A 12,683-nucleotide genomic window follows, 5' to 3' on the forward strand; every position below is an offset into this window, starting at 1 on the left:
CGCGGTGGGACCGGCCGTGCCGCGTCAGGCCGGTCCCAGCGGTTCGCGGGCCGCGTACCTCAGCAGGCCGGCGATTCCGGCGGCCGGGCCGTGTGCGCGGCGCCAGTGTTCGTCGCGCTCGGTCAGTGCCGCGAACAGGCGCTGCCACGAGCGGTCCTCGGTGCCCAGCAGGTCCACGGTCAGCGCGGCGACCTCCACGTATGCCGCGTCGACCGCCGCGCGCACCGGCCCGCACAGGTCGACCCGCGCCCGGGCGTCGGCGAGGTAGCGCAGCGCCCGTTCCGCGTGGCCGACCTCGTGTACCAGGTCGCGGCCGGTCAACAGCCCCGCCTCGACCAGCCGTTCCACCTCCGCGTGCCACTCGGCGGTGCCGCCGTCGGGCACCACCCGTGAGGTGACCGCCCGGGCCGCGTGCGGGCCGCGCCGGGCCGCGGCGAACGCCTCCGCCGGGTGCAGGTCGGCCAGCATCGCCAGCACGATCTCGTCGGGCGCGTCCGGCCGGCTCGCGAGCGCGTGCCGCACCCCCGCCGGCCACGGCTCGCGCGCGTGCTCCCGCGCCAACAGCGCCCAGTCCCGCCGGTAGGGCCGATCCAGGACCCGCTCCGCGTCCGGCAGCCGCCGACATCCGCGCAGCCGGGCCACCAGCCGGGCCGGCGACGACTCCCGCTCGACCCGCTCGCTCAGCACCGCCACCCCGGCGTCGAGCGCGGCACGCGCCGGCGGGGACACGTCGAGCCCGGCCCGCCCCCCGGCAGGCGGGGCATCGAGCGCCCGATCGTGCGCCTCCAGGGCCTTGCCGGCGATCCTGGCGGCGCCGCTGCCCAGGAGACCGCCGTCGATCACCGCGTGCAGCCGGTGCGCGCCGCCGAAGCGCAACACGTTGCGGGCCGCGATCAGTTGATCCAGCAGGGACAACTTCCCGGACATCGCCGCCAGGGCCGGCTCGACCACGTCCGCGTCGGCCGCCTCGACGGTGATCCGCAACGCGTCCACCCAATACGCCGAGAACACGCCGGGTTCGAGCAGCCGGGCCCGCAGCGCGGCGGACAGCGGCCGGGGGTCGTCCGCCGCCCGGGCCAGGATCCGCCGCCGCTCGACCACGTCGCCGCGCCGCTTCACATCGCCGTAGAGCCGGTCGTCCAGGGCCGGATCGCGCCGCGCGAGCAGGCGTTCGCGCACGTGTCGGGTGTGTGGCGAGCGGGCCTCGCCCTCGGCCAGGATCAGCGCGGGTTCGACGTCGGTCAGGCCGAGTACGTACTCGACCAGGTCGGCGGTGACATGCCGACCCCGCTCGGCGTCGCGGGCCAGGATGCTCGGCGCGCCGGGTGCCAGCAGTGGCAGGACGGTGCGCAGCACCCGGACGTCGGCGTAGACGAGCAGGGCCGACCCGGCGGTGGAGAGCACCGCGGGCGGCCCGTCCCCCGGCGGTTCCGGTGCGCCGGCGGTGACCCGCTCCAGCAGCTCGGGCAGCGGCAGTTCGCCGCCGTCGCCGTCCATCACCGCCAGTGCGGCGAGCCAGTGCCGCGGGTCGTGGCCGAGGCGTTCGGCGAGCAGTGCGCGCACCGCCCGGGTCAGCGGTTCCCGGGCGAGCTGGGAGAACTCGCCCGGCCGTGCGGCGCTCAACGCGCGGGCGGGGGTGTCGGCGATCAACTCGGCGGGGCCGACCAGCCCGGCGCGGTAGCGCACCGAGGCCGAGGCGCCGGCGCGGAAGCCGACCGGATCGCGCCGGGCCAACCGCTCGCGCGGCAGGTCCGCGGGAGCCGCCGCGCAGGCCGCGCGCAACCAGTCCGGGTGGGCCAGCCCGGGTACATCCGCCTCCGGGGTCTCCGCGAACACCGTGAGCACGGCCGGATCGGTGGGGATCGGCGCGCCCGGCACCATCGACCGCAGCAGATGCGCGGCGGCCAGCGCACAACCCCGGTCCGGGGTGCCGCGCCGCCCGCACCGGGTGGGCAAGGTCGGCCCGACCCGCTCGCGGGTGGGCGTCGCCGGTGCGGACCCGTCCGGTTCGCGGGCCGACTCGGCGATCTCGGCGTCGGCGGCGGCGCGTTGCTCGGGCCCGGGCGGCGGTCCGGCGGCCTGTGCCGCGACATCGATCAGCTCGCCGACGGTGCCGGTGAACGAGTCGAGCAGGCTCAGCGCGATCACGGTCGCCTCGACGTGCCCGGCGAGTCGGGTCCGCACCAGCGCGCCGATCCGGGCCCGGACCGGGGCGGCGACGGTGTCCCGGGTCAGCTTGGGCAGCGCGCGCAACACCTCGCCGGCCGGGCGGGCGGTGTCCACCAGGCGTATCGGGTCCAGGAGTTCGTGCTCGACGCAGTCGTTCACCCAGCCGGCGTCGGTGCGGCGGAAGGCGACCTCGCGCAGTCGGTCGATCGGCTCGCGGTTCAGGTCCTCGGCGGTCGTCCCGCAGGCCCGGTTGACCACCGCGAGGCGCAGCAGGCGGGCCGGTTCGCCGACGGCGTCCTCGTGGCGCAGGAGTTCGTCGATCGACTCGGGCGCGAAGGGCGTCTCGCGATGCCGGGCGACCAGGCGCGGCAGGTCGTACGCGTACGGCTCGTGCACCAGCGTGGCCAGGAGCCGGCGGGTGGCGTTGCGCCCGCGCACGCCGGCCAGCACGCTCGGCAGCGCGTCGGGGTCCTCGTACGGGATCCGCACCGCGCCCGATCGGCCAGGTCCGGCGTCGATTTCGAGGTGGTCCGGGAGGGCGTCGGCCCGGTGGGCGGGCCCGAGTCCGCCGATCGGTTCCACCAGGCGCCGGGCCGCGTCGGGGCCGCCGCGTCGCCACACCTTCAGGAACGCGAACGCCCGCGCGTCGGCGGAGGGGAACGCGTACAGCGCGGCGCGCACCAGTTCCGGGTCGCCGCTGACCGCCAGCGGGGTGAGCAGGCGCCGATCCGCGCAGTCGAGCAGTTCGGCGCGCAACACCGGGTCCAGCGGCACCGGTTGGGTCCGATCCGGAGTGCACGGCACGCCGGAGGCGATGCGGCGGCGCAGGGTGAGCGGGCTGTGGTGGTTGCGGTACACCGCGGCGTTCACGTGTGGTTCGTCCAGCGCGGCGAGCCGGCCCAGCCGGCGTGGATCCAGGCCCGAGTTGGCCGCCAACGCCGCGCACACCCTCGGGTCGCGGCCGGCGAGGGCGGCCTCGAAGGTGTGCTCGGGGAGCGGGCCGCGGCCGAGCAGGTCGCGCAACAACTCGTCGGGCAGGTGCGGCAGCAGGGCGCGCAGATCCTCGGCCGGGGCGGCGTGGAGCAGGAAGCGGTAGGGCCGGGACAGCGCCGGGGGAGGAACGTGTCCGGGGCCGGGCACGGAGCCGTCGGCGATGCCGGCCAGGAGGTCGGCCAGGGTGCCCCGGTACCGGGACAAGGCGCCGCGCAGGGTGGCCCATCGGTCGGCCGAGCAACCCAGGTGGCGGTGGATCAGCTCGGCGAGCGGGCGGCCGGGCGGGAGTTCGGCGAGCACGGCCACCCCGACGCGGGCGGGGGCGACACGGCTCGGTATCGGTACGGCGTGTCGTTCGTCGGCCAGTCCGGACGCGGCGGCAGCGGCGGCGATCCGGGTCGCCTCGACATGGCCCGGCAGGTGCACCGCGGCCTCCAGGAGGGCGACCGAGGGGCGGGCGACGTGGGCCACCGCGGCCGGGTGGGCCCGATACAGCTCGGCGAGCAGCACCTCGGGACAGTCCGGCCGGGCGGCCAGCGCGACGGCGGCCGATTCGGGCAGCGGGTCGGCGCGGTGCGCGGCCGGCAGCCGGGTCCAGTCGAGATGCCGGCGCCAGGTCGGTTCCGGCTCGCCGGCCCGCAGTCCCGCGATCAGCCCGGCGGAGCCCTCCGCGGCGAGCACCGCGGCCCGCAGCGGCCCGTCGTCCCCGGACGCGAGCGCGGCGGCGGCGAGATCGGCGACACCGGGCCCGGGCGCGCCGCCGGGCTCGGGCGGCACGCCGGGCCGAAACCGCACCTCGCCGAGCAGCGCGCCCAGCCGCTCCGGGTCGTCGAACAGGCCGAGCAGCCCGCGTAGTTGCTCGGCGCGGGTCAGCCGTGCGCCACCGGTGCGCAGCGCGTGCTCGATCAGCGCCGGGACGCCGCAGACCACCGCGGCGCCGACGAAGTGCGGGTGGTCCGGCGGGTCTTCGGTACAGGCGCGGATCTCCTCCCACAACACCGCGAGGGCGATCGGATCCGGGTGCCGGCCCGGGGCGAGGATCTCCCGGCGCATCCACGGCAGCGCGGTGGCGTGCCGGTAGACCAGGCGATCGACGACCGGGTCGGGCCGTTCCAGGAGCGCGGCCAGATCGGCCGGGGTGGCCCGGGGATTGCGCGCCACCGCGCGGCGCACCGACACGTCCGGGTCGCGAACCGCCCGTCGACGTGCGGTGATCGGCAGCGCCGCATCGGCCAACCAGGCCGGATCGCGCACGCCGAGCCGGTGTCGCAGCCGGCCCGCGTCGCCCGGCTCGCCGCTCGCCACCGCGATTCCGAGCAGCACCTCCGCGGCGGGGTCGGATCGCCGCGCGGCTCCCTGCGTCACTGTTCGCCTCCCCTTGCCTGTCGGGCCCACCGTCGTCCGCCGGGTTCCGGGCGGCATCGCGAGGACCACCCCACCACAGCCCACCGACGATCGGCCGTCGAGCGCGGATCGGTCAGGGGTCGACAGGGGTCCCGACAGGGGCGCGGGCCGAGGTCGGCGGTGATCGCCCGGGGCGGTCGCCGGGATCGCCGACGAGCGCCCGCGCATCGCGACCGCACCCGCCCCGATCCGCGCGAACCTGCCCGGGTCGGTACCCGATACACGCCTGGAGCGCCGGTTCGGACGCGACCGATCATAAAAGCCCGCGGTGGCATCGGTGCGCGCCGGCACGCCGTCGAGCACGAGCGTGCGGGTCCGGGTTGCCGGGAAACGCGCGGGACCCGGACCACGAGAGGTGGTCCGGGTCCCGCGCGGCGGTGGGTGGGTTCACTCCCCGGCGATGGCCTCGCGCCACACCGGGCTGTCGACGTAGTGGTTGTCGAACCGCTCGGACGTCGCGCGCAGCTCGGCGAAGTCGGCCTCGCCGCGGTGCACCCGCTCCAGCAGGCGGTAGTAGTCGAAGCGGTCCATGCCGGGCGTGAAGACCACCAGCATCTTGGCCTCGGTGTCCGGGGCCGGGGCGAAGGCGTGCGTGGTGTGCGGCGGCACGAGCAGGAAGTCGCCCGTCTCCAAAGTGACGATCTCCTCGCCGAGCAGGATGCGCATGGTGCCCTCGGTGACGTGGAACATCTCGCTCGCCCGGGTGTGGAAGTGCGCGGGCGCGCCCGGCGAGCCCTTCCGGAACGTGGCCAGGTTCGCGGTCAGCCCGGGGGTGTCGGCCAGCAGTGTGATCAGGCTGGTCGGACCGTCCTGGATGATCTCGGCGTCCCGGGTACGGACCAGGACGGGGACCTCGCCGGTGGTGGCGGCGGCGGTGTTCGAGGCGTTCGCGGACATGGTGGCTCCTTGCGTGCGGGATGTGTGAGGTGCGCCGGTGTGCGGCATCGGTCGACCGGGACGGCCGGTGGGGGCGCTTCGGTGCTTCCTCCGAGCCCGGCCCCGCCGTTCCTCGATACCAATCTACGACCGCTTTCGACCTCCACAATGGTGCATTCCGAGGCTGAAATGATGGGTCAATTGTGTGATCCCCGATCCACCCCGGACAGACAAAAGGAGGGGTTTCGCCGCCCCGTGACGGCGAAACCCCTCCCACGCCCCCGAAGGAGTCCCGGACGCCTACTTCGCGTCGATCTTGTCCCGCAGCGCGGCCAGCAGGTCGCGGAGCAGGCCGATGGTCGTCTCGTCGGTGAGGTTGCCCGCCTCGTCGAAGCGCTCGTGCGACCGGAACGCGATCACCTCGGGCTTGACCACCACGTCGGTGTGCGTCCAGACGAACACCTGACGCAGCGCCAACTGGGCTCGTACGGAACCGAAGTTGGTGGGCGCGGCGCCCATGATCGCGGTCGGCTTGTGCAGCAGCGGCAAGCCCTCGGTGCCGCTCCAGTCGGTGCTCGCCCAGTCGAGCGCGTTCTTCAGCACACCGGGGATCGAGTAGTTGAACTCGGGCGTGGCGATCAGCAGCCCGTCCGCCTCGGTGATCCGCCGCCGCAGGTCCGCGGCCGCGGCGGGCCGATCGTCCGGGGTGTCCTGGTCCATGTCGTACGGGGGAATCTCGCGTAGGCCCTCGTAGATCTCGATGTCCACCCCACCCGGGGCGAACTTCCGTGCCGCGTGCAGCAGCCGGGTGTTGTGCGATTCGGCGCGCAGGCTGCCGGAGACGGCCAGGATCTTGACGTCGCGCACGCGATGGCTCCTTCGGGTGGATGTGGCCGGGTTCGGCGACCGGGGTGGTCGACGGTGCGCCCGTTCCCGGGCCCCGAACCAACGTATGGCCCGTTCGATGTCGGTATGACCGGCCCGACATGCCAATTGGGGGACCGATTGCGACACGCGTACGACTCCCGGGAGGGGGACCTCCGGCCGACCGGCCGACGCTGTGACGCAGGACACGTGCATCCGGCCCCTCCTCCGGATGCGTATGGATCAGGGACGGACGAGACAGGAGGGGAGGTCGGGATGGGACGGCAGGGCCGCGACGGGTTCACCGAGTTCGCCGAGTCCTCGGCGCAACGCCTGTGCCGGACGGCGTATCTGCTGTGCGGCGACTGGCATCTCGCCGAGGACCTGACCCAGATCGCCCTGGAGAAGTTGTACGTGGCCTGGCGCCGCATAGAGCACACCGACCAGCCGCACGCGTACGCGAAGCGGGTGCTCCTGAACGCCTACCTGGACCGCAGGCGCCGGCGCAGCTCCACCGAGCTGCCGGGCATCGACGCGGCGAGCCTGGAGCACCGCCCCGACGCGGCGGCCGACGCCGATCTCCCGGACGTACGGCTGACCCTGATCGACGCGCTGATGCGGCTGCCGCCGAGGGACCGGGCGGTGGTGGTGCTGCGGTATTGGGAGGACCACAGCGTGGAGGCGGTCGCCGAGATGCTCGGCATGTCCCCCTCGGCGGTCAAGAGCGCCGGCCCCCGCGCGCTGGCCCGGCTGCGCGGCACGCTCGAGGTCAATCCCCTGATCGGCTGAGTGGAGGAGAGCGGTGACGAGCGAGACCGGGAACGACGAAACCGAAGCCGATACGGGAAACGAAGTCGGCCGGAACGGGAGGCGGGAATGGCAGCGGATCGGGTGACACCACGATCCGGGACCGAGTCGGGGCGACGGTCCCCCACCGGAGCGGACACCGATCTCGACCTCGATGATGTCGTGCTCGACGTCGACCCCGGACTCGAAGTGGCCTTCCGACGGCAACTGCACGCCGAGTTGGGGAGCCAGGACGCCCGCCCGATGGCCGAGGTGGTGGCCCGTGCCGCCGCCCGGGGCCGGCGGCGGGTGTGGATCCGCGCGGGCGCCGTCGTGGCCTCGATGGCCGCGGTGACGACGATCGGGGTGGCCTCGGCGGTGGTCGCCCTGGACGCCGGCGAGCCCGACTCGCGGCAGGCGATGTCGTCCGCGTCGAGCGGTGTACCGGAGTCGCGGCCCCGGTCGGAGGACCGGACGGCCGAGACCCGGATCGCGCGGGCCCGCGAGGTGATCGCGCGGCAACTGGGCGACCTGCTCGTCGCCATGCTGCCGCCGGAGGGGACGAAGTCGGCGGTACGGACCGGGTATTCGCCGGAATACGGCATCTCGGCCGAGCTGACCTGGGACAACGGCCAGGGACCGGCCGGGGTGTCGGTGTCGCTGCGCTCGGGCGAACCGGCGGTGTGCGCCCCGGACGCCCCCACCGAGCCCACCCGGATCGACGAGTACGGGCGCAGTCACCATCTCAAGTGCATCGGCCCGCCCCAAAAGCCCGGCCGCTTCGCGACGGAGGCCGTGCGCAGGTCCGAGGCGGGCGTGCTCTGGGGGCAGGGCCTCCAGTTTCCGTCGGGTCCGACCGTGCTTCGGCTGTTCTGGGCCATCGGACCGCTGGACCGGGTGGAGATCACGGACGAGAAACGACGGATGCCGTTGACCGACGACCAGGCGCAGGCGATCGTGCGGGACGCGCGCTGGCTGGACGTCTCCCGGCAGTTGCGGGCAGCCGAACCGGGGACGGGGTGAGCGGGCGAACCATGGGCCGTCGATCGAGATCACGCCCCCGGGCCGAGAGCCGAGCGGGAGCCAGGGCGCGGGCCCGCTCGGACGCCCGTCGGCGGATCGTGGCCCGCGCCTGGGTCGTGGCCGGGGCGGTGACCGCCGTGCTGCTCCTGATCGCGCTGATACCGCACGGTTCCCGCGGCGGCGCGCCGACCGTCGACGTCGGCGCCACCCGGCTCGACGCACCGACCGGCCGGCCGGCCGAGGCCACCCCGAGACCGGACGAGCCGTCGGCGCAACGGGACCTGCCGGTACGGTCGTCCGCCTCGCCGGACCCCGAGGCACAGGCGAGCGTGCCGTTCGCCCTGGACCCCGAACTGCGGCTCGCCGGCACGTTCGTCACCGTGCCCGGGGAGGCGGCGGCGCCGGGCCCGGGCCGGCGGGTCGCCTACCGGGTGGAGATCGAGCAGGGACTCCCCCTGGACGGCGCGCTGTTCGCCGACGTGGTGCAGCACACCCTCAACGATCCGCGGAGCTGGTCCCGGGACGGGCTCGCCTTCGCCCGCACCGACGGCGCCGCGTCGTTCGTGGTGCGGTTGTCCAGTCCCGGCACCCTGCATCGGATCTGCTCGCCGATCGTGGGCGACACCAGCAGGTCCAACGTGTCGTGCAATGCCAACGGCACACCCTGGGTGATGATCAACGGCTGGCGCTGGGCCCAGGGTTCGACCGCGTACGGGGACGACCTCCTCGGCTACCGCCACATGCTGATCAACCACGAGGTCGGCCACCGTATGGGCCACCAGCACAGCACCAGGTGTGCCGCCGGCGGCGTGGCCCCGGTGATGATGCAGCAGACCAAGTCGCGGGTGGCGGACAACGGCAAACTGTGCGAGGCCAACCCCTGGCCCTACCCGAACGCCTCCGGCTGACGAGCCCGCGCCCTCCACACCCTGTCACATCCGGGCAACTGCCCGGCCGGTGGCCCGCGCGACGGCTTCCCCGCCACCACCCGGCTGACCGCTCAGCGCGGTGCGAGCCGCAAGTGCCTGCGCAGGAAGTCGAGTTGATGGGCCAACAACTTCTCGAACAGGTTCTCGTCGGTGGGTGCGTGGCCGGTGCGCACCAGCGGCAGCACCTCGTGCGGCCGTCCGGCGGCGAGCAGTGCGCCGGACAGCCGCAACGTGTTGGCCGGCCATACGTTGTCGTCGGCGAGTCCGTGGATCAGCAACAGGGGTCGGCGCAAGTCGGCGGCCCAGGACAGCGGTGAGCAGGCGGCATAACGTTCGGGGTGCTCGTCGGGACGGCCGAGGAAACGTTCGCGCCAATGCGTGTCGTACAGGCGCTGATCGGTGACGCCGCCGCCGGCGATCGCGGCGTGGAAGACGTCCGGGCGGCGCAGGATCGCGGTCAGCGCCAGCGTCGCGCCGAACGACCAACCTCGTACGGCCACCGTCGATGGATCCAACTCCGGTCGTCGCCGCACCACTTCGGCCAGCGCGGCGACCTGATCGGCGAGCACCGGGCCCAGGATGTCGCCGGCCACTTCGCGTTCCCAGGCCGGACCGCGCCCGGGCGTCCCGCTGCCGTCGGTGATCAGCACGGCGAAGCCCTGTTCGGCGAACCACTGGGAGACGAAGGCCATCGGCGCCTGCCAAGCGGTGACGCGCTGCAGGGCCGGACCCCCGTACGGGTCGACGAGCACGGGCAGCGGCGGGTCGCCCGCGCGATGCCAGGACGGCAGCAACACCTGGCTGTGCAGGCCGCGTTCGGTGGTGGTGATCCGGGTCGCGCGCAGCCGCAGGACCGGCTCGGCCGGATACGAGCGGATCGGCACGGCGGGGTGATCCGCACGCAGCACGTGCGTACGGGCGCCGGGGCGATCGGGGGTTCGGGCGGTGTGCACGAGCGTGCCGGCACGGCGTACGGCGGTGTGTACGCCGGCCTCCCCGTCGAGCCGCTCGGCGCCGGTGCCCGCTCGGTACGTCCAGATCCCGGTCTCGGTGGGGTCGTCGGCGGCGCCGAACAACACGTCGTCGCCGTCCACCCCGAACACCTCGCGCACCTGAAGTCCCGCCGGGGTGATCGGCACGCCGTCCAGGGTGAGGCGGCGGGTGTCGTCGGCGTCGCAGTGCCCGACCAGCGCGCCGGACGCGGTCCGCGCCGGCGTGCCGGGCAGCAGGTGCACCCAGTGCGCGTCGTGCCGTTCGGCGAGGAGGCGGGTACGACCGTTGGCCTCGTCCACGGCCAGCACGCGGACGGTGCGCTGGTCGCGGCTCTGCACCTCGGCGAACGGGCCGTGGACGTCCCAGCCGGCGGCGGTCAGGTATTCGAACCCGGCTCGGTCCCAGGGCACTTCGATCCGCTCGCCGTCGAGGGCGACGAGCCACAGGGTGACCTCGGCGTTGGGGTCGCCGGCCGCCGGGTAGCGCAGGGCGCGCGGCGCGACGTCCGGATCCGTCGGATCGGCGAGCAGGCGGATCGGCACGTCGCCCTCGTCCACGCGGGCGACCAGGAGCCTCGTGCCGTCCGGCGACCACCAGTAGCCGCGGTCCCGGCCGATCGACGCGGTCGCGACATACTCGGCGACCCCGAAACGCACATGCGCACCGTCGGGTTCGGCGACCGCCCGGTCCCCGGTGCCGTCCGCCTCGACCACCCGCAGCGCACCGTCGGCCCGATAGGCGATCCGCCGCCCGGTCGGGTCGGGGCGGGGGTCGGCCGGCGGCCCCTCGACGGGCAACCGACGCGCGTGTCCGGTCGGCACGTCGACCACCCACAACCCGTCGGGCAGCACGAACGCGGCGAGCCGGGCCGCGTCGTCGGTGGCGTACGCGGCGATCCCGGCCCGACCGGCCGTCTTCGCCGAGCGGGCGGGATCCACGAGCAGCCGCTCCGTGGCGGTGTGGAGGTCCAGGCACCACAGACAGCCCACCGGATCCTCCCCGGAACGACTGCGCAGGAACAGCACCGACGCGCCGTCGGCGGACACGGTGAACGCGGTGGGCGAACCCGAGGTGAACCGCCGGGTGCGCACGAACTGCCGGGGCAAACCGATCATCGACATGCGCTACAGACTGACCGCCGGGCCCGGGCCCACCGAATGTTTCGCCACCCGGCGAAACAACCCCGACCGCCCGGCCGACGAGCGCGCCTCGCGCCTGGCCGTGTCCGGTGGATCGGATCGGATCGGGCGGTGTCCGGCACGCACGCCTGCGGCGTTGCGAGGCCTCGCGAGTACGACCGGGTACGAGCTTCGGCCGCACGCCTTGCGATCGCCCGGACCGGGCACCGCCCGATCCGATCCGATCCACCGGACACGTGGGCCGGGCGTTCGTGCTTTCCTCTCGGCTTCGCAGCGCTTGCGGTCCTTTCGGTGTGCGTGGCCGACTGTTCGGTTGTGTACTCCGTCGCCCACCCCGGCCGGCGGCCCGGTCGGGGCCGTAACGCCCTCGGCACCCGGCCTGTTCGGGGTATCGGCGGCAACCTCGCGATGCCGACGGCCGGTTGCCCGCCGCACACGCGAGCGCGGCCGTGTGTCAGGGTGCTGTCATGGGCGAGCAGCCGCGTGCCGATCGGCCGAGTCCGCCGCGCGATCACCGACGTCGCCGATGGGCCGCGCCGGCGGTCGCCGTGATCGTCGTCGGCGTCGGCGGGACCGTGCTGCTCGATGCCGCCGGGGACGCGCCCGCGCGGTATTCGGCGACCGCCAACCCCGCGCCGCCGCCCGCTCCCGTGGACGCGGAGGGTTGCCCCCGATGGGTCGACCCGACCACCCCCGACTGGCGATTGCCGAACCACGCCGCCCCGGCGGACCCGTTCGTCCCGGGCATACCGCGCTCCGCCGTGGTGTGCCGCTATCCGCGCGACGACCGTGCCGCGCGGCACCGTACGGACCTGGCCGGCTCGCGGGCCCTGCCGGATCCGGCCGATTACGCCCGGGCGCTGCGGGCCCAACCTTCGTTGCCCGCCGGCGGACTCGCCTGCCCCGGGGCGGGCCGACAGGCGGACTACGTCGTGATGTTCGGATACGACGACGGCCGGCGCCACGGCGTGCGGGTGATGTCGTCCTGCCCGATCGCCGCCGACGCGCGCCGCGCGGTCCTCCCCGACGCCGCACTGGTCGCCCGCCTGCACGCGTTGTTCCCCGACCCCGACCCCGACCCCGACCCCGACCCCGACCCCGACCCCGACCCCGACCCCGACCCCGACCCCGACCCGGATTCGGACCCCGACCCGGTGCCGCTCGTCGGTCGATGACCGTGGGCGCACCGGCCCGGTCGACACGCGGCGGCGAGTGCGTCGACCGGGTCCGGGCCGTCGCGGGCCTCGGGTGGATCAGTGCGCGAGGCCGCCGACGAGGGAGGTCACGGCGGTGTTCAGGGCCTGCTGCGGGTCCACGCCGTCGGCGGCCGAGGCCGTGCTGTCCGGGGTGGTGAGGGCGATGTCCGGGGGCGGGGTGCCCGCGTTCGCGACCGGGGTGGCGAGTGCGGCGGCGCCCGCCGCCAGGGCCACGGCGGCGATGATGCGTCGAGTCTGGGTCATACCGTGCTCAACGTCGGGATGGGCCGAGGGCTACGCCATGTCACCCG

General features: G+C 74.7%; 9 protein-coding genes. 4 read left to right on the top strand and 5 right to left on the bottom strand.

The features are described 5' to 3' along the window. Nucleotides 1–24: 24 nt before the first annotated feature. From EMA17_RS40515 to EMA17_RS40525, 3 genes are all read right to left on the bottom strand, one after another. On the bottom strand, nucleotides 25–4,527 hold the full coding sequence (locus EMA17_RS40515; RefSeq protein ID WP_126642239.1) for a hypothetical protein: 4,503 nt from the start codon (nucleotides 4,525–4,527) through the stop codon (nucleotides 25–27). Nucleotides 4,528–4,953: 426 nt separating this feature from the next. Further along, on the bottom strand, nucleotides 4,954–5,463 hold the full coding sequence (locus EMA17_RS40520) for a cupin domain-containing protein (protein WP_126642240.1): 510 nt from the start codon (nucleotides 5,461–5,463) through the stop codon (nucleotides 4,954–4,956). Nucleotides 5,464–5,742: 279 nt separating this feature from the next. Beyond that, nucleotides 5,743–6,309, bottom strand: coding sequence for an NADPH-dependent FMN reductase (locus EMA17_RS40525; protein ID WP_218043231.1), 567 nt, complete (start codon nucleotides 6,307–6,309; stop codon nucleotides 5,743–5,745). A 273-nt stretch (nucleotides 6,310–6,582) separates the two neighbouring features. Here EMA17_RS40525 and EMA17_RS40530 point away from each other — a divergent pair, with 273 nt between their 5' ends. The 3 genes from EMA17_RS40530 (at nucleotide 6,583) to EMA17_RS40540 (ending at nucleotide 9,023) form a co-directional block, all read left to right on the top strand. Continuing rightward, nucleotides 6,583–7,095: a SigE family RNA polymerase sigma factor gene (locus EMA17_RS40530; RefSeq protein WP_126642242.1), complete on the top strand. Its 513-nt coding sequence runs from the start codon at nucleotides 6,583–6,585 to the stop codon at nucleotides 7,093–7,095. Between the two features lie 87 nt (nucleotides 7,096–7,182). Beyond that, nucleotides 7,183–8,115: a hypothetical protein gene (locus tag EMA17_RS40535; RefSeq protein WP_126642243.1), complete on the top strand. Its 933-nt coding sequence runs from the start codon at nucleotides 7,183–7,185 to the stop codon at nucleotides 8,113–8,115. Between the two features lie 98 nt (nucleotides 8,116–8,213). Next, a complete protein-coding gene (locus tag EMA17_RS40540; protein WP_160161740.1) occupies nucleotides 8,214–9,023 on the top strand; it encodes a DUF3152 domain-containing protein in 810 nt (269 codons plus the stop codon). A gap of 92 nt (nucleotides 9,024–9,115) precedes the next feature. Here the strand turns inward: EMA17_RS40540 and EMA17_RS40545 are convergent, their stop codons facing one another. Then, entirely contained in the window at nucleotides 9,116–11,158 is a 2,043-nt protein-coding gene (locus EMA17_RS40545) for a S9 family peptidase (protein ID WP_126642245.1), read from the bottom strand. Nucleotides 11,159–11,643: 485 nt separating this feature from the next. On the opposite strand from EMA17_RS40545, the gene EMA17_RS53060 reads away from it, so the two are divergent. After that, nucleotides 11,644–12,351 (top strand): hypothetical protein, encoded by a 708-nt coding sequence (locus EMA17_RS53060; protein ID WP_126642246.1) that lies wholly within the window; start codon nucleotides 11,644–11,646, stop codon nucleotides 12,349–12,351. Nucleotides 12,352–12,429: 78 nt separating this feature from the next. Here EMA17_RS53060 and EMA17_RS40555 read toward each other — a convergent pair whose 3' ends face one another. Continuing rightward, nucleotides 12,430–12,636, bottom strand: a complete 207-nt coding sequence (locus EMA17_RS40555; protein ID WP_126642247.1) for a hypothetical protein — start codon at nucleotides 12,634–12,636, stop codon at nucleotides 12,430–12,432. Nucleotides 12,637–12,683 lie beyond the last annotated feature (47 nt).

Origin of the sequence: Embleya hyalina, assembly GCF_003967355.1 — a bacterium.
Taxonomy (GTDB): domain Bacteria; phylum Actinomycetota; class Actinomycetes; order Streptomycetales; family Streptomycetaceae; genus Embleya; species Embleya hyalina.